Source organism: Marichromatium sp. AB32 (assembly GCF_003718675.1).
Classification (GTDB): Bacteria; Pseudomonadota; Gammaproteobacteria; order Chromatiales; family Chromatiaceae; genus Marichromatium; species Marichromatium gracile.
Map to the genome: position 1 here is coordinate 18842 of NZ_RHFJ01000019.1, position 18493 is coordinate 37334.

Here is an 18493-nt window from a genome sequence, read left to right on the forward strand (position 1 = left end):
GGCAAACTGCTATTATGCGAAGCTTCGCGTACCAGAAGCAAAGGCCAGCGGCCGTGAGCCAGACAGAGATACCGAGCCCGCCCCTCTCACCCACCGAACGGCGCGCCGCCGCCGGACTCGCCGCCATCTTCTCCACCCGGATGCTGGGTCTGTTCATGATCCTGCCGGTGTTCGCGCTCTATGCGCACGAGCTCAGTGGCGCCACCCCGCTGCTGATCGGGCTGGCGATCGGCGCCTACGGGTTGACCCAGGCGCTGCTGCAGATCCCGCTCGGGCTGCTCTCCGATCGCATCGGGCGCAAGCCGGTGATCCTCGGCGGTCTGCTGCTGTTTGCCGCCGGCAGCGTGGTGGCGGCGCTGGCCGACAGCATCCACTGGGTGATCGTCGGTCGGGTGCTGCAGGGCAGCGGTGCGATCGCCGCGGCGATCATCGCGCTGACCGCCGATCTCACCCGCGAGGAGGTGCGCACCAAGGGCATGGCCGCCATCGGCATCAGCGTGGCGCTGTCCTTTGCCGCGGCGCTGGTGCTCGGCCCGGTGCTGGCGCGCTGGATCGGGGTCTCGGGCATCTTCTGGCTCACCGCGGTGCTGGCGGTGGCGGGGATGGTGTTGCTCTACACCCTGGTGCCCGATCCCGAGCGCTCGCAGCTCCATCGCGACGCCCAGCCGGCGCTCGATCAGCTGCGCGGGGTGCTCGCCAACCCGACCCTGCTGCGGCTCGATCTGGCGATCTTCATGTTGCACCTGACCATGGTCAGCCTGTTCGTGGTGCTGCCGCTCTCGGTCGAGGCGGCGGGGCTGGAGGCGGCCTCGCACTGGCGGCTGTACCTGCCGGTGGTGCTGTTGGCGATCCCGGCGATGGTGCCCTTCATCGTCCTCGCCGAGCGCCGTGGTCAGGCGCGCGGGGTGCTGCTCGGCTCGGTGATCGCGCTCGGCGCGGCGATGCTCGGCTTCGCCCTGTTCGGGCAGTCGCTGTGGGTGCTCGGCGCGCTGCTGGTGGTGGTCTTCACCATCTTCAACCTGCTCGAGGCGGTGCTGCCCTCGCTGGTCTCGAAGAGCGCGCGCGCCGGTGCCAAGGGCACCGCCATGGGGGTGTTCTCCAGCGCCCAGTTCGTCGGCGCCTTCCTCGGTGGCGTGCTCGGCGGCTGGGCACACGAGCGCTTCGGCCCGGATGCCGTCTATCTGGTCGGTGTGCTGGTGTCGCTGGCCTGGGTCGCGCTGGTGGCGGGGATGCGCATGCCCGAGGACCTGGGGCGGCGGGTGCTGACGCTGGCGCCGGGGGCGGGGGATGCGGCGGCGCTGGAGCGGCGGCTGCTCGCCGAGCCCGGGGTGCGCGAGGCGGTGGTGGCGCTCGACGAGGGCGTGGCCTACCTGAAGGTGGACAGTCGTCGACTCGATTGGGCAAGATTGCAGACCCTTTCGGCCGGCGCCTGAGATCCGACCCCGCGCAGGCCCCGCAGGGTCATCGCCCGCGGCGGTGACGACGGAGACGAACCGAATATCGGATCGGTGCCGCCCGGGGACGGGCGCGCGTCGATCCTCCTGTATCACTCGAAACGAATGCAACACGCCCGGCGCGCCGCGTCAGGCGGGAGGAAGAGATGGCGACACGTGGTGTCAACAAGGTGATCCTGATCGGCAACCTCGGGGCCGACCCCGAGATCCGCTACATGCCCAGCGGCGACGCCGTGGCCAACCTGCGTCTGGCCACCAGCGAGAGCTGGCGCGACCGCGCCACCGGCGAGACCCGCGAGCGCACCGAATGGCACAACGTGGCCATCTTCGGCAAGGTCGCCGAGGTCGCCAAGCAGTATCTGCGCAAGGGCTCGAAGGTCTATATCGAGGGCAAGCTGCGTACCCGCAAGTGGCAGGGCCAGGACGGCCAGGACCGCTATACCACCGAGGTGGTGGTCGACATCAGCGGTACCATGCAGATGCTCGATGGTCGCGCCGGCGGTGGCAGCGGCTACGGCAGCTCCGCGCCCTTCGACGACGAGCCGCCGCGCGGCGCGCCCCAGGGCGGCGCCCGCCAGGGGGGGGCTCAGGCCGCGCCCCAGGGCGGTGGCTACTCCGGTGGCGGCTATGCCGGCGGTGGCAGCGGCGGCGCACCCTCGGGTGGTGCACCCGCGGGCGGGTTCGGCGGCGGGGCGGACTTCGACGACGACATCCCGTTCTGATCCGAACCTCAAGGAGAGATCCATGCAGACCCTGCTCGTCACCGGTGGTGCCGGTTTCATCGGTAGCAACTTCGTGCGCCTCGCGCTCGCCCAGTCCGATGTCCGGGTGGTCAACCTCGATCTGCTGACCTATGCCGGCAACCTCGACTCGCTCGCCGACCTCGGGGACGAGCCGCGTCATCATTTCGTGCAGGGCGACATCGGCGACCGCGAGCTGGTCTCGCGGTTGCTGCGCGAGCATCAGGTCGACGCGGTGGTCAACTTCGCCGCCGAGAGCCATGTCGATCGCTCGATCGACGGCCCCGGCGACTTCGTGCAGACCAACCTGGTCGGCACCTTCAATCTGCTCGAGAGCGCGCGCGCCTACTGGGCCGAGCGCGGCGAGCCGGAGGGCTTCCGCTTCCTCCATGTCTCCACCGACGAGGTCTATGGTTCGCTCGGCCCCACCGGGGCCTTCACCGAGACCACGCCCTATGCCCCCAACTCGCCCTACTCGGCGAGCAAGGCCGGCTCCGATCACCTGGTACGCGCCTGGTTCCACACCTACGGCCTGCCGGTGCTCACCACCAACTGCTCGAACAACTACGGGCCCTATCAGTTCCCCGAGAAACTGATCCCGCTGATGATCCTCAAGGCCAGCCGCGGCGAGTCGCTGCCGATCTACGGCGACGGCGGCAACGTGCGCGACTGGCTCTTCGTCGAGGACCACTGCCGGGCGATCTGGCGGGTGCTCGAGGCCGGTACCCCGGGCGAGGTCTACAACGTCGGCGGCAACAGCGAGCGCACCAACCTGGAGGTGGTCGATACCCTCTGCGCGCTGCTCGACGAGCTGCTGCCCGACGCCCCGCACCGCCCCCACGCCGCGCTCAAGACCTTCGTCAAGGACCGCCCCGGTCACGACCGTCGCTATGCGATCGACGCCTCCAAGCTCCGGCGCGAGCTCGGTTGGACGCCGCAGGAGACCTTCGAGAGCGGGCTGCGGCGCACCCTCGAGTGGTATCTCGGCCACCCTGAGTGGTGCGCACGGGTGACCGACGGCAGCTATCGCGGCGAGCGTCTCGGTGGTGCCGACAACTGAGGAGCGACGCATGAACAGAAAGGGAATCATCCTCGCCGGCGGATCCGGCACCCGTCTCTATCCGCTCACCCGGACCCTCAGCAAGCAATTGTTGCCGGTCTACGACAAGCCGATGATCTACTACCCGCTGGCGACGCTGATGCTGGCGGGGATTCGCGACATCCTGATCATCTCCACCCCGCGCGATCTGCCGCACTTTCGCGCGCTGCTCGACGACGGCAGTCAGTGGGGCATCAAGCTCTCCTACGCCGAGCAGCCGAGCCCGGACGGACTGGCGCAGGCCTTCCTGATCGGCGAGGAGTTCATCGCCGGCGACCCCAGCTGCCTGATCCTCGGCGACAACATCTTCTACGGTCACGGTCTGGTCAATCAGCTCAAGGCGGCGAGCGCCCGCGAGTCGGGGGCGACGGTGTTCGGCTACTACGTCTCCGATCCCGAGCGCTACGGCGTGGCCGAGTTCGACGGCGATGGCCGGGTGATCGGGCTGGAGGAGAAACCCACCGACCCCAAATCCAACTGGGCGGTGACCGGGATCTATTTCTACGACGGCAAGGTCTGCGAGCTGGCGCGCACGCTGCGTCCCTCGGCGCGCGGCGAGCTCGAGATCACCGATCTCAACTCGCGCTATCTCGAGCACGGCGAGCTCTATCTCGATCGCATCGGTCGCGGTACCGCCTGGCTCGACACCGGCACCCACGAGTCGCTGATGCAGGCCGGGCAGTACATCGAGACCATCGAGAAGCGCCAGGGGCTGAAGATCTGCTGTCCGGAGGAGGTCGCCTATCTCAACGGCTGGATCGACGCCGCGGCCCTGCGCGCCACCGGTGAGGCGCTGCGCAAGAGCGGCTATGGCGAGTATCTGTTGGGACTGCTGAAACGGGTGCAATGATGCAGGTGATCGAGACCGAACTGCCGGGCGTGCTGATCCTCGAACCCAAGGTGTTCGGGGACGCGCGCGGCTACTTCCTGGAGACCTATCGCGCCAACCGCTATGCCGAATTCGGCATCCCGCCGCTGGTGCAGGACAACCAGTCCTATTCGACCCACGGCGTGCTGCGCGGCCTGCACGTGCAGCACCCGCACGCCCAGGGCAAGCTGGTACAGGTGCTCGAGGGCGAGGTGTTCGACGTCGCCGTCGACATCCGCCGCGGCTCGCCGCACTTCGGCCGCTGGACCGGGGTGACCCTCTCGGGCGAGAACAAGCGCCAGTTCTGGGTGCCGCCGGGCTTCGCCCACGGCTTCGCGGTGACCGGCGAGCATGCCCTGTTCGTCTACAAGAACACCGACTACTACAGTCCCGAGACCGAGTTCAGCGTCCGTTGGGACGACCCCGCGATCGGTATCGAATGGCCGCTCGAGGGCGCGCCGTCGCTGTCGCAGAAGGACGGCGCGGCGCGCTGTCTGGCCGATATCCCGGCGGATCGTCTCCCCGGCTACGAGGATTACGCATGAGTCACAAACACCAGACCCCCGAGCGTCCACGCCTGCTGCTGATCGGCGCCAACGGCCAGGTCGGCTGGGAGCTGCGTCGCACCCTCGCCGGGCTGGGCGAGGTGGTGGCCGCCTCGCTCGAGGGCGAATACGGGCCGACCATCGATCTGATGGACCCGAAATCGCTGGCGCGGCTGGTCGACGAGGCGCGTCCCGACGCGGTGATCAACGCCGCGGCCTACACCGCGGTCGATCGCGCCGAACAGGACCGCGACAGCGCCCAGCGGATCAACGCCGATGCCGTCGGTGAACTCGGCGTGCTGCTCGCCAAGCGCGCCGTCCCGGTGGTGCACTACTCGACCGACTTCGTCTTCTCCGGCACCCTCGGGCGTCCCTACACCGAGGATGACCAGCCCGATCCGCTCAACGTCTACGGCGAGACCAAGCTCGCCGGCGAGCGCGCCTTGCTCGACGCCGGCGCCCGCGCCCTGGTGTTCCGCACCAGCTGGGTCTATGGCGCGCGCGGCGCGAACTTCCTGCTGACCATGCGCCGGCTGTTCGCCGAGCGCGACGAGCTGCGCGTGGTCGACGACCAGATCGGTTCGCCGACCTGGAGCCGGATGCTCGCCGAGATGACCGCCCAGGTGCTCTACCGGGTGCTGCGCGGCGAGCTCGACCTCGACGAGGTCGGCGGTCTCTATCACCTCACCGGCGGCGGCGAGGTGAGCTGGTACGGCTTCGCCTGCGCCATCCTCGAGGCCTGTGGCGAGGGCTGCAACCTCACCCCGATCCCCTCCTCGGAGTATCCCGCGCCGGCGCCGCGTCCGGCCTACTCGGTGCTCGACAACGGTCACTTCGAGCGCACCTTCGGGCTGGCGATGCCGCACTGGCGCGACTCGCTGGCGCAGTGTCTCGAGGAGCTCGACTGAGCCACCGTTCCGGCGGCGGCATCGCCCGCCGGACACTGCTCAGGGACAGGCGCGGCACGTGGGGCTTGCCTCCCCGGCCACTGGCGGGCCGATCTCCGTGCCCAGCGCGACGATGGCGAGCAGTGCCGCGAGCGCTGCGAACCATCCCAACGCCTGTCGTCCCTTCGATGTCGACATCCCGTGTTCCTCCTGCCTAAGCTTGCGAGTCATTAGGCTAGGCGGCACGCTGCGGCGGGCACAGAGACAAATCCAAGGAAAATGACCGATACAGTTGTCGCTCTCGCGCCATCTGTACCGGTCGGTTGTCGGGAAACTGTACCTGTTATGTCGACATCCTATCGCTATGCCGAGATCGCCGGCGCGCTGGAGGCGCGGATGCGCGACGGGCTCTACCGCCCGGGCGAGCGGCTGCCCGGGGTACGCCGGCTGGCACGCGAGTTCGAGGTGAGTATCGGCACCGTGCTCGAGGCGCTGCACCGGCTCGAGGCGCAGGGGCGGGTGCGGGCGCGGGCACGTTCGGGCTATTACGTGCAGGCGCCGACCCGCTCGGCCCAGCCGGCGATCTCGACGCCACCCCCGGCACCGGCGCCGGTGCGCGGGCAGGACATGGTGTTGCGGCTGCTGCAGGCGGCCAACGACCCGGCCTTCGTCCAGCTCGGCGCGGCGGTGCCCGATCCCCGACTGTTGCCGCGCAAGGCGCTGGCGCGGGCGGTGGCCAGCGCCTACCGGCGCTATCCCGACGCGGCGATCGACTGCGCCTTCCCGCCCGGACTCGAGGCATTGCGTCGCCAGGTCGCCCGCCACCTGAGCGCACACGGTACCCCCTTGCACCCGGACGCGCTGCTGATCACCAGCGGTTGTCTGGAGGCGGTGACGCTGGCGTTGCGCGCGCTCACCCGTCCCGGCGACGTGGTGGCGGTGGAGTCACCGACCTACTACGGGCTGCTGCAGGCGCTCGATGCGCTCGGGCTGCAGGCGCTGGAGATCCCCACCGATCCGGCCCAGGGCATCAGCCTGGAGGCGCTCGGTTTCGCCCTGGAGCAGTGGTCGGTGGCCGCCTGTATCGTCACCACCAACTTCAGCAACCCGCTCGGCGCGGTGCTCTCGAGCGCGCGCAAGCGTGCCCTGAGCGAGCTGCTGGCCGCTCATGGGGTGGCGCTGATCGAGGACGACATCTACGGCGATCTGGCCTTTTCGGGTGTGCGCCCGGACACCGCCAAGTGTTATGACCGGGAGGGGCGGGTGATCTACTGCGGCTCCTTCTCCAAGACCCTGTCGCCGGGGATGCGGGTGGGCTGGGTCGCGCCGGGCGTCGAGTTCGAGCGCATCGAATTCCTCAAGTACGCCACCAACCTGGCCGCACCTTCGGTGCTCCAGCTCGCCCTCGCCGAGCTGCTCGCCAGCGGTGCCTATCTGCGTCATCTGCGCGAGGTCAGCGCGGGGTTTGCGCTGGCGGTGGGGCGGATGCGTCATGCCGTCGAGCGTCACTTCCCGCCCGGCACCCGGGTGACGCGACCGAGCGGCGGTTTCCTGCTGTGGCTGCAGCTGCCGGCGGGGATCGACAGCATGGCGCTGCACGCGCGCGCCCATCGCGAGGGGATCAGCATCGCCCCGGGGCCGATGTTCTCGGCCAGCGGCAAGTATCGCGACTGTCTGCGGCTCAATGCCGCGGTGCCCTGGACCCCGGCGGTGGAACGGGCGCTGCGCCGGCTCGGCGCGCTGGCGCGCGAGCTGGCCGGCGACTGAGGGCGATCAGGCGACGCGGTAGAGACAGACCTGACCCTGCGAGCCCTCCTCGCGGATATAGTCGGTGGTGCGGGTCTCGATCTCCTGCCACCGCCCGGCGTCGGTGATCGCGGCGATCTCGCGGGCGTAGTCGTCCTCTGCCCAGGCGCGGTCGCGCACGGTGAAGCAGATGTGACCGCCGGGGCGGGTGATGCGAATCAGCTCGTGCAGCGCCTGCGGACCGACATGGCCACAGGTGAAGGTGCCGACACAGAGCACGGCATCGTAGCGGTCGTCGGCGATTGCCAGGCGGCTGGTCAGGTCGCCCTGGTCGAGGCTGCGATAGATGCCCTTGGCGCGGGCCTGTTCGAGCATGTCGACCGAGTAGTCGAGACCGTCGAGTAGGCGGTAGCCCGCCCGATGGAGGCAAGCGCCAGCGAGTCCGGTGCCGCAACCGGCGTCGAGCACCTCGGCGCTCGGGTCGTCGAGGTGTTCCATCAGCAATCCCCCGGCGATCGCCGGGGCGACATAGTCCATCTTGCCGGTGAGATCGGCGTCGTACTTGGCCGCCCACTCGCGATAGGCGCTGGTGATCGCGTCCTTGTCGCCGGAGGCGAGTGCGCGTTCGAGGATGTCGTGGTGGTCGCTCATCGAGGACTCCTGGAGGCTGGACGAGCGCGGGCATTCCCGCGACTCGGGACGCGTGCTTGTGCGTCCGGGTGATGATGCGTCCTGGCCTGGTGTGACCGGGTCATGGATGGTGCGGCACGCGCTTGGTGCCGGATGGGACGCATCGGATATGTCCCCGTCATCCTGTCGAGTCGGCGCGGCGGTTGTCAAATCGACGCCCGGGTGGTCGCGATCCGCGCCGGGGAGGGCGAGTGGCCCCGGCGCCGCTGGGCGCCGGAGCTGGACACCCGCGCCGGGCGCGCGGGTGCGGGGGGGGTCAGCGGTCGAGATGCAGGAACTGCATGTGCCGCTCGTACTGGTTGAGGATGTCGTTGATCACCTGGGCCTTGCTATAGCCGACCAAGTCATACTCCTGGCCCCCCTCGCGGAGGAAGACCTCGGCGCGGTAGTAGCGCTCGTTCTCGTGGTGCGCGGCAATGTTGCCGGACTGGCCGAGCGCGAACACAGGCTTGGCGGAGCCGATCAGGTTGACCATGTAGAAGAAGTCCATCTCGTTGCCGTGCTTGACCTGCAGGCACAGCCGGTGGTCCTCGGTGTCATGGCTCAGCTCGGTGTCGAGTCCGCGCTGATTGAGCGCCTGCGAGACCTCCGCCATCGCCGGCTCCACGGTCTCGTGCAGGAATTGTTCGACGAACTGGCGCGAGGGGAAGTGGACGATGCGCGAGAGCCGCTCCTTCCAGCCCAGCCCCTTGTCCGAGATCGCCGGGGCGAAGTCGATGTTCTCGGCCTTCCGCTTGGTCGCCTCCTGACGCAGGCTGTAGTGCAGCGACCACATGAACAGCAGCAGGATCACCGAGAAGGGCAGCGCCGAGACCACCACCACCGACTGCAGCGAGTTGAAGCCGCCGGCGAACAGCAGCCCGAGGGTGATCAACCCGGTGAGCGCGGCCCAGAACAGGCGCAGCCAGATCGGCGCATCCTGCTCCGAGGTCAGGCCCTTGGTGCTGAGGTTGGCCAGCACCAGGGCGCCGGAGTCGGCCGAGGTGATGAAGAAGATCAGCCCCAGCACCACCGCCAGGCCGGACCACAGCGAGGCGGCCGGATAGTGGTCGAAGAAGGCGAACAGGCCCATCGCCGGGTCGTTGACGGCGATCTCGCCGAGTTCGACGGCGCCGTTGTTGACCAGGTCGATGGCGCTGTTACCGAAGATCGAGAACCAGGCGAAGATGAAGCCGAGCGGGATGAACATCGCCCCGAGCACGAACTCGCGCAGCGTGCGCCCGCGCGAAATGCGCGCGATGAACAGCCCGACGAAGGGCGACCAGGCCAGCCACCAGGCCCAGAAGAACACCGTCCAGCCGGCCTTCCAGGAGGCCCCTTCGGCGCCGTCATAGGCGTAGACGTCGAAGGTCTTGCCGATCAGGCCCTGGAAGTAGTCGCCGATGTTCTGCACCAGACCGTTGAGCAGGTACAGCGTCGGTCCCATCAACAGCAGCGCGATCAGCAGCAGGGTGGCGAAGCCCATGTTGATCTCCGAGAGTCGGCGCACGCCGCGCTCGACCCCGGAGATCGCCGACAGGCCGGCGAGGATGATGACGGTGACGATGATCGCCGCCTGGACCAGCTTGCTCGACTCGATGCCGAAGATGTGGGTCATGCCGGCGTTGGCCTGGAGCACGCCGATACCGAGGCTGGTGGCGATGCCGAACAGGGTGCAGACCACGCCGAAGGTGTCGACGGTGTGACCGATCCAGCCGGCGGCGCGCTTGCGCCCGATCAGCGGCACCAGCGCCGAGCGCAGCGCCAGGGGCATCTTGTGGCGATAGGCGAAGTAGGCCAGCGCCATGCCCATCAGGGCGTAGAGCCCCCAGCCGTGCACCCCCCAGTGGAGGAAGGTCTGGGCGATGGCGGCGCGCTCGGCCGGTTGCAGCGCGGTCTCCGCGCCGCCGGGCGGGGTGAGGAAGTGGGCGAGCGGCTCGGAGGCGCCGAAGAACAGCAGGTCGATGCCGATGCCCGCCGAGAACAGCATTGCCGCCCAGGTGACATAGTTGAAGTCCGGGGTGGCGTGATCCGGGCCGAGACGGATGTCGCCGTAGCGCGAGAGCGCGATGAACAGCACGAAGCCGCTATAGGCGGCGAGCGCGAGCATGTAGTACCAGCCGAAGTGGTCGGAGACCCAGCCGAGCGCGAGCCCGAGCAGTGCCTCGGTCCTGGCGGGGAAGAGCATGGTGATGGCGATCAGCAGCGCGGTCAGCGCCGCCGAGGCGATGAACACCGTGCGATTGACCTCGAGCGGCCGCTGGCCGTGGTCGTCGTCGATGAAGCTTTGCATGGTTGATGGTATCGATTGCTGGAAGGGATCGGTCCCTGACCGGACCCTCGCTCGGTGCCGGGAAACGCGTCCCGTCGCGGTGACGGAGCGCGTTTCCTCGACCCGCCGATGGGTCGGGCTGATGGCCGCGGGGCCACGGGACCGGATGGCGGGCGTGACGTCGCGGCGTCACGCCCCGGACGCCGGATCAGGCGTCGCGTCGCGGAGCCGCGCCCTGGGCCTGGTAGTAATCCACCTCGGCGCGTGGCAGCGGGTCGATTCCGCGAATACGGTCGGCGATCTTCTCGGCGAGCATGATGGTGGTCGCGTTGAGATTGCCGGTGATGATCTGCGGCATGATCGAGGCATCGACCACGCGCAGCGCCTCGAGCCCGTGCACCCGGCCCTGGCCGTCGACGACGCTGTCGGGGCCGCTGCCCATGGCACAGGTGCAGGAGGGGTGATAGGCGGTCTCGCCGTGGGCGCGGACGAAGGCGTCGAGCTCGGCGTCGCTCTGCAGCTCGGCGGTGGGCGCGATCTCGCGGCCGGTGTAGGGGGCGAGCGCCGGCTGGGCGAAGATCTCGCGGGTGATGCGGATGGCGGCGCGGAACTCCTCCCAGTCCTGCGGCTGCGACATGTAGTTGAAGCGGATGCTCGGGGCCGCCTTGGGGTCGCGCGAGTTGAGCTTCACCCGGCCGCGGCTGGGCGAGCGCATCGAGCCGACATGGGCCTGGAAGCCGTGGGCCTTCACCGCGTTGCGTCCGTCGTAGCGCACCGCGATGGGCAGGAAGTGGTACTGGATGTTGGGCCACTCGAAGCGTGCGTGGGAGCGGATGAAGCCGCCGGCCTCGAACTGGTTGCTCGCGCCCAGTCCGCTGCCGGCGAACAGCCACTCGGCGCCGATGCGCAGCTGGTTCCAGGGCTTGAGCGCCGGGGCGATGGAGACCGGCTGGCGGCACTCGTACTGGATGTAGAGTTCGAGATGGTCCTGGAGGTTGTTGCCGACGCCGGGCAGGTCGAGCACCTCGGGGATGTCGTGCTCGGCGAGCCAGGCGCCGGGGCCGACCCCGGAGCGCTGCAGGATCTGCGGCGAGGCGATGGCCCCGGCGCAGAGCAGCACCTCGCGGCGGGCATGGGCCTGTTGCTGTTTGCCGCGATGCTCGAAGGCGACGCCGACGGCACGCTTGCCGGAGAACAGGATACGGTCGGTGGTGGCGCGGGTGAGGATGTCCAGGCCGGGGCGGTGACGGGCCATGTCGAGATAGCCGCGCGCGGTGCTCGCCCGCCGCCCCTGCGGGGTGACGAAGCGGTCCATCGGGCCGAAGCCCTCCTGCTGATAGCCGTTGAGGTCGTCGGTGCGCGCATAGCCGGCCTGTACCCCGGCCTCGATCATCGCCGCGAACAGCTCGTTGTTGCCGGCCTTGGGCGTGGCCACCCCGATCGGGCCGCTGGCGCCGTGATAGTCGTTGCCGCCGATGTCGCGCGACTCGGCCTTCTTGAAGTAGGGCAGGCAGTCGCTGTAGGTCCAGTCCTCGAGTCCGTCGCGCCGGGCCCAGTGGTCGAAGTCGAGGGCGTTGCCGCGGATGTAGCACATGCCGTTGATCAGCGACGAGCCGCCCAGCCCCTTGCCGCGTCCGCAGTCCATGCGGCGATTGTCCATGTGCGGCTCGGGGTCGGTCTGGTAGCCCCAGTTGTAGCGTCGGCCCTGCAGCGGGTAGGCGAGGGCGGCGGGCATCTGGGTGCGGAAGTCGAGTCGGTGATCGCGTCCGCCCGCCTCGAGCAGCAACACCGAGACCCCGGCCTCTTCGGTCAGTCGCGCGGCCAGGGTGTTACCGGCCGAACCGGCACCGATGATGATGTAGTCGTATTCGTTGTTCTCGTGCATGGGGGCTCCTGTGGTGGCGAGCGCTCCCGCGCCGGCCGGCTGGGCACGGTCGGGGGGAGCGCAGGCTTGGGATGGTGGTCGTCGAGGGGCGGCGCGGGGCCGCCCGGGCGCAGGTCAGAACACCGACTCGAAGGTGTCGAGTTCGACCTGGACGGATTTGGTGCGGGTGTAGTGCATCAGGGTCTCGATACCGTTCTCGCGACCGATGCCGGAGTGCTTGTAGCCGCCCACCGGCATCTGTGCCGGCGACTCGCCCCAGGTGTTGATCCAGCAGATGCCGGCCTCGAGACGGTGGATCAGACGATGGGCGCGCTTGAGGTCGGGGGTGACCACGCCGGCGGCCAGGCCGTAGTCGGTGGCGTTGGCGCGGGCGACGGCCTCGTCCTCGGTGGCGTAGCCGAGGATGCTCATCACCGGGCCGAAGATCTCCTCGCGGACGATGCGCATGTCGTCGCGACAGTCGCTGAACACCGTCGGCGCGACATAGGCGCCGTCTCCCAGCGCGCCGGTGGTGAGCCGTTCGCCGCCACACAGCAGCCGCGCGCCCTCGCGCTTGCCGGCGTCGATATGATCGAGCACCTGGGCCATGTGCTCGAAACCGACCAGCGGGCCGAAGTTGGTCTCGGGGTCGAGCGGGTCGCCGACGCGGATGCGTGCGACGCGCTCGAGCACCGCCGCCTCGAACTCGGCCAGGCGCGCCGTCGGCACGAACACCCGGGTGCCGTTGGTGCAGACCTGACCGGAGCTGTAGAAGTTGGCCATCATCGCCACGTCGGCGGCGAGCGCGAGGTCGGCGTCCTCGCCGACGATCAGCGGCGACTTGCCGCCGAGCTCCATGGTGACCTCCTTGAGCGTGGAGCCGGTGGCCGCCGCCGCGACCCGCTTGCCGGTGTCGACGCCGCCGGTGAAGGAGACCTTGTCGATGCCCGGATGGGCGGTGAGCATGGCGCCCACCGCGCCGTCGCCCTGGACGACGTTGAACACCCCCTCGGGCAGTCCCGCCTCGGTATAGATCGCCGCCAGCTCGAGCGCGCTCAGCGGGGTGACCTCGCTCGGCTTGAACACCATGGCGTTGCCCGCGGCCAGCGCCGGGGCGGACTTCCACAGCGCGATCTGGATCGGATAGTTCCAGGCGCCGATGCCGGCGACCACGCCGAGCGGTTCGCGCCGGGTATAGACGAAGCTGGTCTCGCGCAGCGGGATCTGCGTGCCCTCGATGGCGGCGGCCAGCCCGGCGTAGTACTCGAGCACGTCGGCGCCGGTGACGATGTCGACGGCCAGGGTCTCGGAGAGCGGCTTGCCGGTGTCGCGGGTCTCGAGTTCGGCGAGCGCGTCGTTGCGCTCGCGCAGCAGCGCCACGGCGCGCTGCAGCACCCGGGCGCGCTCGACGGCGGTGTAGCCGGCCCAGATGCGTTGACCGGCGCGGGCGCCGGCCACCGCGGCTTCGATCTCGGCGGCGTCGGAGGACTGGACCTCGGCGAGCACCGAGCCGTCGGCTGGGTTGATGGTCGCGAAGCTGGCCTGGTCGTCGCGGCGCGGGGTCGGACGACCGTCGATATAGGCGGTATGCGTCTGGCGCATGATCGATGCCCTCTGCAATGTCGGATGATGGTGACGCCGCCGCTGGCCGGGATCGGGCCGGGACGGGCGTGCGATCGTGGTGCGAGATGGTGGTCTCACGGGATCGGGCGCGTTTGCTGCGGGGGGACCCGGGGCCGTCGGTATGGCGGGCGGATCGGGGAGCGCGCCGGGAAGACACTGAGATGGGCGGCTGTCGTCCCGAGTCGCGCGGTGGCACGGGGACGGCTCCTGGCCACGCTGAGTTCATCCCTGAAGGAGTCCCTCAGCGTCTTCCGGATGGGGTCAGTCGTGGCAGGGTGGACGGAGCGCCGGGGCGTCGCTCGGACGCCCGTCACCGCAGCCGGCGACGAGCGCGCGGACCAGGCGCCGCTCGATGGTCTGGAGCGGCATCAGCGACGCGTGCCCCGGCGCGTGCCGCGCCGCTTGGTCGACGGCTCGAAGAGCAGCGCCAGCAGGTCGTCGAAACGCGAGGCGAAGTGCACCGTCAGGCCCTTGCGCACATGCTCCGGGACCTCGTCGAACTCGCCGCGGTTGTCGGCCGGGAGCACGATCTCCTTGATCCCGGCACGGCGCGCGGCGATCAGCTTCTCGCGGATGCCGCCGACCGGGAAGACCTCGCCGGTGAGGGTGATCTCGCCGGTCATGGCGATGCGCCGTACCGGCTCGTCGCGTGCCAGCGAGAGCAGCGCGCTGGCGATGGTGATGCCGGCCGAGGGGCCGTCCTTGGGGGTGGCACCGGCGGGGACGTGCAGATGGATGAAGGACTGCTCGAAGAACGCCGGGTCGACGCCGAAGCGCTCGGCGTTGCCGACCAGGAAGCCGTAGGCGATCTCGGCCGACTCCTTCATCACCTCGCCGAGCTGGCCGGTGAGCTTGAAGCCGCGATTGAAGCCGTGGGTGCGCGCCGCCTCGATCGACAGGGTGGCGCCGCCCATCGCCGTCCACGCCAGCCCGGTGACCACGCCCGGTCCGGAGAGCTTGCGCTCGTCGCGGAACACCGGACTGCCGAGATAGCCCTGGAGCTGGTCGCGACCGACCGCGACCGGGGCCTCGGCGTCCTCGAGCAGCTCGACGGCGACCTTGCGCACGATCTTGCCGAGCTGTTTCTCGAGCCGGCGCACCCCGGCGTCGCGGGCATAGCCCTCGATCAGCGCGCGCAGGGTGCGGGTGTCGAGCTTGACCGCACCCTTCTCCAGACCGGCACGTTCGATCTGGCGCGGCAGCAGGTACTTGCGCGCGATCTGCAGCTTCTCCTCGGCGATGTAGCCCGAGAGCTGGATCACCTCCATACGGTCGAGCAGCGGACCGGGGATGGTGTCGAGCTGGTTGGCGGTGCACACGAACAGCACCTTGGAGAGGTCGAAGCGCAGGTCGAGATAGTGATCGAGGAAGTCGCCGTTCTGCTCCGGGTCGAGCACCTCGAGCAGCGCCGAGGCCGGGTCGCCGTGGTAGGAGGCGCCGATCTTGTCGATCTCGTCGAGCAGGATCACCGGATTGGCGGTACCGGCATCCTTCATCGCCTGCACGAACTTGCCGGGCATGGCGCCGATATAGGTGCGCCGGTGGCCCTTGATCTCGGCCTCGTCGCGGATGCCGCCGACCGAGAAGCGATAGAAACGTCGCCCCAGCGCATCGGCGATGGAGCGCCCGATCGAGGTCTTGCCGACCCCGGGCGGGCCGACCAGGAGGATGATCGAGCCGGCGATCTCGCCGCGATGGATGCCGACGGCGAGGAACTCGAGGATGCGCCGCTTGACGTCCTCGAGCCCGTAGTGGTCGCGGTCGAGGATGCGCCGTGCGCGCTTGAGGTCGAGCTTGTCGGTGGAGTGACGGCCCCAGGGCAGCAGGCTCACCCAGTCGAGATAGTTGCGGGTGACGGCGTACTCCGGCGAGCCGGTCTCGAGGATGCGCAGCTTGTCGAGTTCCTCCTCGACACGCTTGGCCGCCTGCTCGGTGAGATCGAGCTCGGCGATGCGCGCCTCGATACGATCGATCTCGGCGGTGCGGTCGTCCTTGGCGATGCCCAGCTCCTTCTGGATCGCCTTGAGCTGCTCGCGGAGGAAGAACTCGCGCTGATGCTTCTGCATCTTCTCCTCGACGCTGCGGCGGATCTTCTGCTGCGCGCGCGCCAGTTCGAGCTCGGTGTTGAGCAGCGCCAGCACCTTCTCCATGCGCGGCAGCAGCGGCAGGGTCTCGAGCACCTCCTGGAGCTGCTCGGCGCTGGAGGTGGTGAGGCTGGCGGCGAAGTCGGCCAGTCGCGATGGATCATCGGGGCCAAAGCGGTCGAGGAACATGCGCAGCTCCTCGACATAGAGCGGATTGAGCGGGAGCAACTCCTTGATGGTGTTGATCACCGCCATGGCATAGGCCTTGACCTCGCTGTCGGGACCGCCGTCGGGCTCGGGCAGATACTCGACCCGGGCGCTGAACGGCGCCTCGCGCGCGAGCCAGCCGGCGAGGCGGAAGCGCTGCAGGCACTCGACGAGCACCTGCAGCTGGCCGTCCTGGTGATGGATGCGGTGCACCCGGCAGGCGGTACCGATGGCGTAGAAGTCATCGGCGGTGGCGTCCTCGGAACGCTCGACCCCGACCAGCACCACGCCGAGGATCTTGTGCTCGCTGTCGGCCACCCGCTGCAGCGTCGGCGCCCAGTGCTCGGCGCTCATCGTCAGCGGCACCGCCTGGGCGGGGAAGAAGGGGCGGGCGGCGACCGGGAGCAGGGGCAGCTCGGTCGGCAGGACGTCGTTGGCGCGCGCCAGCGTGACGGTCTCGAGTCCGGAGGATGTCTCCGCCTCGGCCTCGATCACGTCATCGCTGTCGTCCAGTCGCTCCTCCGGCATGTCGGTACCTCGTTTCGCGTCGCTGCTCGAAAAACCCTTTAGTTTTCTGTTTTTTGTCCGTCTTGGCAAGTCGCGGCATTGGCCAGGGTGGCGTATTCGGTCACCGAGAGGGTCTCGGCGCGGCGCATCGGATCGATCTCGGCGCGCTCGAACTGCTCGGGCGTGACCAGCCCGGAGAGGCTGTTGCGCAGGGTCTTGCGTCGCTGGCCGAAGGCGGCGGCGACGATCCGGGCGTGGCGTTCGGGATCGGCGAGCGGATACAGGTCCGCGACCGGCTCCAGACGTACCACGGCCGAGTCGACCTTGGGGGCTGGAGTGAAGGCGCCGGGCCCGATGCGCAACAGGCTGCGCGCCCGGCACTGGGTCTGCACCATCACCGAGAGCCGGCCATAGATCTTGCTGCCGGGCTCGGCGACCATGCGATCGACCACCTCCTTCTGCAGCATCAGGTGCAGGTCGGCGAGACAGTGCGACTGGGCGAGAAAGTGGAACAGCAGCGGTGTGGAGATGTTGTAGGGCAGGTTGCCGACCACCCGCACCCGCTCCTCCGGCCCCTGGCGCAGCGCGCAGAGGTCGAACTTCAGCGCGTCGACATTGTGGATGCGCAGGGTGCCGCGCCCGCCGAGTCGCGCGCGCAGCGGCTCGATCAGGTCGCGATCGAGTTCGACCACGTCGAGCTCCCCCACGGCCTCGAGCAGTCCGGCGGTGATCGCCCCCTGGCCGGGACCGATCTCGACCAGGCGTTCGCCGGGGCGCGCGGCGATGGCGGCATGGATACGGGCGATCACGCCCTGGTCGTGGAGGAAGTTCTGCCCGAAGCGCTTACGGGGCTGGTGTGGTGTCAGCAATGTTGACAGACCTCGCGGGTGAACTGCTCGAGCTTGCGGGTGTCGGCGGCGAACAGTCGGATGCCCTCGGCGAGCTTCTCGGTGGCCATGGCATCCTCGTTGAGCGCCCAGCGGAAGCTGGTCTCGTCGAAGCTGACCCGTTCGATCTCCATGCCCTGGGCACGCTCGGGGTCGAGTCGGCGGCAGACCTCGCCGTCGGTCGAGGCCAGCTCGCCGAGCAGCGCCGGGGAGATGGTCAGCAGGTCGCAGCCGGCAAGCTCGAGGATCTCGTCGAGATTGCGGAAGCTCGCGCCCATCACCGCGGTCTCGTAGCCGTGACGCTTGTAGTAGTTGTAGATACGGGTGACCGAGCACACGCCCGGGTCCTCGTCGGCGGGGTAGCCGGCGACGTTCTCGGCGTTCTTGTACCAGTCGAGGATGCGACCGACGAAGGGCGAGATCAGGGTGACCCCGGCCTCGGCGCAGGCCACCGCCTGGGCGAAGCTGAACAAAAGGGTTAGATTGCAGTGGATGCCCTGGCGCTCGAGTCGCTCGGCGGCGCGGATGCCCTCCCAGGTCGAGGCGATCTTGAACAGCACCCGTTCGCGCGGATCGACGCCGGCGGCCTCGTAGAGCTCGACCAGGCCCTCGGCACGACGCACCGTGGCCTCGGTGTCGAACGACAGTCGCGCGTCGATCTCGGTGGAGACCCGGCCGGGGACGATCTTGAGGATCTCGGTGCCGAAGTTCACCGCCAGCTTGTCCATGGTCCAGCGGGTGCGTTCCTCGCCCTCGCCCTTGGTCTGGCCGAAATCGAGCGCGTCCTCCACCAGCTCGCGGTACTGCGGCATCTGCGCCGCCTTGTAGATCAGCGAGGGGTTGGTGGTGGCGTCCTGGGGGCGGTACTCGACGATCGACTCGAAGTCGCCGGTGTCCGCGACCACGGTGGTCATGGAGCGCAGTTGATCGAGCTTGCTCATGATGCGATGTCCTTGTATGGATTTCGGGATGAGGTCGATGGATTTAGGGCGCGTCGCCGCGCCGCCGGTTCCATTGACCCTAGCCCAAAATGGTGACGAT

At 69.0% G+C, this 18493-nt stretch carries 14 protein-coding genes; 7 read left to right on the top strand and 7 right to left on the bottom strand.

Translation table 11 applies throughout. The features are described 5' to 3' along the window. The first annotated feature begins 14 nt into the window (after window positions 1–14). The 7 genes from EBL85_RS07875 to EBL85_RS07905 all read left to right on the top strand — a co-directional run bounded on the left by EBL85_RS07875 (window position 15) and on the right by EBL85_RS07905 (window position 7360). Window positions 15–1433, top strand: a complete 1419-nt coding sequence (locus EBL85_RS07875; protein ID WP_123142602.1) for an MFS transporter — start codon at window positions 15–17, stop codon at window positions 1431–1433. A 167-nt stretch (window positions 1434–1600) separates the two neighbouring features. Then, window positions 1601–2176 carry a single-stranded DNA-binding protein gene (gene ssb / locus EBL85_RS07880; RefSeq protein ID WP_123142603.1) on the top strand — a complete coding sequence of 192 codons (576 nt, stop codon included), beginning with the start codon at window positions 1601–1603 and terminating at the stop codon, window positions 2174–2176. 22 nt (window positions 2177–2198) lie between these two features. Then, window positions 2199–3254, top strand: a complete 1056-nt coding sequence (gene rfbB / locus EBL85_RS07885) for a dTDP-glucose 4,6-dehydratase (protein WP_123139650.1) — start codon at window positions 2199–2201, stop codon at window positions 3252–3254. Between the two features lie 10 nt (window positions 3255–3264). Next, window positions 3265–4143 (top strand): glucose-1-phosphate thymidylyltransferase RfbA, encoded by an 879-nt coding sequence (gene rfbA, locus EBL85_RS07890; protein WP_123142604.1) that lies wholly within the window; start codon window positions 3265–3267, stop codon window positions 4141–4143. After that, on the top strand, window positions 4143–4706 hold the full coding sequence (rfbC, locus tag EBL85_RS07895) for a dTDP-4-dehydrorhamnose 3,5-epimerase (RefSeq protein WP_123142626.1): 564 nt from the start codon (window positions 4143–4145) through the stop codon (window positions 4704–4706). Before rfbA ends, rfbC begins: the two co-directional genes overlap by 1 nt. Beyond that, window positions 4703–5614, top strand: coding sequence for a dTDP-4-dehydrorhamnose reductase (rfbD, locus tag EBL85_RS07900; protein WP_123142605.1), 912 nt, complete (start codon window positions 4703–4705; stop codon window positions 5612–5614). Before rfbC ends, rfbD begins: the two co-directional genes overlap by 4 nt. Before the next feature lie 324 nt (window positions 5615–5938). Beyond that, window positions 5939–7360 (top strand): PLP-dependent aminotransferase family protein, encoded by a 1422-nt coding sequence (locus EBL85_RS07905; RefSeq protein ID WP_123142606.1) that lies wholly within the window; start codon window positions 5939–5941, stop codon window positions 7358–7360. A 6-nt stretch (window positions 7361–7366) separates the two neighbouring features. Here EBL85_RS07905 and EBL85_RS07910 read toward each other — a convergent pair whose 3' ends face one another. The 7 genes from EBL85_RS07910 to tal form a co-directional block, all read right to left on the bottom strand. Then, window positions 7367–7990: a class I SAM-dependent methyltransferase gene (locus tag EBL85_RS07910; RefSeq protein ID WP_123142607.1), complete on the bottom strand. Its 624-nt coding sequence runs from the start codon at window positions 7988–7990 to the stop codon at window positions 7367–7369. A gap of 295 nt (window positions 7991–8285) precedes the next feature. After that, entirely contained in the window at window positions 8286–10301 is a 2016-nt protein-coding gene (gene betT / locus EBL85_RS07915) for a choline BCCT transporter BetT (protein WP_123139655.1), read from the bottom strand. A 187-nt stretch (window positions 10302–10488) separates the two neighbouring features. Beyond that, entirely contained in the window at window positions 10489–12165 is a 1677-nt protein-coding gene (gene betA, locus EBL85_RS07920) for a choline dehydrogenase (protein ID WP_123142608.1), read from the bottom strand. 114 nt (window positions 12166–12279) lie between these two features. Beyond that, window positions 12280–13746: a betaine-aldehyde dehydrogenase gene (gene betB / locus EBL85_RS07925; RefSeq protein ID WP_123142609.1), complete on the bottom strand. Its 1467-nt coding sequence runs from the start codon at window positions 13744–13746 to the stop codon at window positions 12280–12282. Between the two features lie 389 nt (window positions 13747–14135). Beyond that, window positions 14136–16586 carry an endopeptidase La gene (gene lon / locus EBL85_RS07930; protein WP_123142610.1) on the bottom strand — a complete coding sequence of 817 codons (2451 nt, stop codon included), beginning with the start codon at window positions 16584–16586 and terminating at the stop codon, window positions 14136–14138. Window positions 16587–16624: 38 nt separating this feature from the next. After that, window positions 16625–17434, bottom strand: a complete 810-nt coding sequence (rsmA, locus tag EBL85_RS07935) for a 16S rRNA (adenine(1518)-N(6)/adenine(1519)-N(6))-dimethyltransferase RsmA (protein ID WP_123139659.1) — start codon at window positions 17432–17434, stop codon at window positions 16625–16627. Beyond that, entirely contained in the window at window positions 17428–18393 is a 966-nt protein-coding gene (tal, locus tag EBL85_RS07940; protein WP_123142611.1) for a transaldolase, read from the bottom strand. The genes rsmA and tal overlap by 7 nt, the downstream gene beginning before the upstream one ends. Between the last annotated feature and the right edge of the window lie 100 nt (window positions 18394–18493).

Excerpts from the sequence above, each read along its gene's own strand:
- EBL85_RS07875 (WP_123142602.1), top strand. The coding sequence starts at position 15 with ATGCGAAGCTTCGCGTACCAGAAGCAAAGGCCAGCGGCCGTGAGCCAG.
- ssb (WP_123142603.1), top strand. The coding sequence starts at position 1,601 with ATGGCGACACGTGGTGTCAACAAGGTGATCCTGATCGGCAACCTCGGG.
- rfbB (WP_123139650.1), top strand. The coding sequence starts at position 2,199 with ATGCAGACCCTGCTCGTCACCGGTGGTGCCGGTTTCATCGGTAGCAAC.
- rfbA (WP_123142604.1), top strand. The coding sequence starts at position 3,265 with ATGAACAGAAAGGGAATCATCCTCGCCGGCGGATCCGGCACCCGTCTC.
- rfbC (WP_123142626.1), top strand. The coding sequence starts at position 4,143 with ATGCAGGTGATCGAGACCGAACTGCCGGGCGTGCTGATCCTCGAACCC.
- rfbD (WP_123142605.1), top strand. The coding sequence starts at position 4,703 with ATGAGTCACAAACACCAGACCCCCGAGCGTCCACGCCTGCTGCTGATC.
- EBL85_RS07905 (WP_123142606.1), top strand. The coding sequence starts at position 5,939 with ATGTCGACATCCTATCGCTATGCCGAGATCGCCGGCGCGCTGGAGGCG.
- EBL85_RS07910 (WP_123142607.1), bottom strand. The coding sequence starts at position 7,990 with ATGAGCGACCACCACGACATCCTCGAACGCGCACTCGCCTCCGGCGAC.
- betT (WP_123139655.1), bottom strand. The coding sequence starts at position 10,301 with ATGCAAAGCTTCATCGACGACGACCACGGCCAGCGGCCGCTCGAGGTC.
- betA (WP_123142608.1), bottom strand. The coding sequence starts at position 12,165 with ATGCACGAGAACAACGAATACGACTACATCATCATCGGTGCCGGTTCG.
- betB (WP_123142609.1), bottom strand. The coding sequence starts at position 13,746 with ATGCGCCAGACGCATACCGCCTATATCGACGGTCGTCCGACCCCGCGC.
- lon (WP_123142610.1), bottom strand. The coding sequence starts at position 16,586 with ATGCCGGAGGAGCGACTGGACGACAGCGATGACGTGATCGAGGCCGAG.
- tal (WP_123142611.1), bottom strand. The coding sequence starts at position 18,393 with ATGAGCAAGCTCGATCAACTGCGCTCCATGACCACCGTGGTCGCGGAC.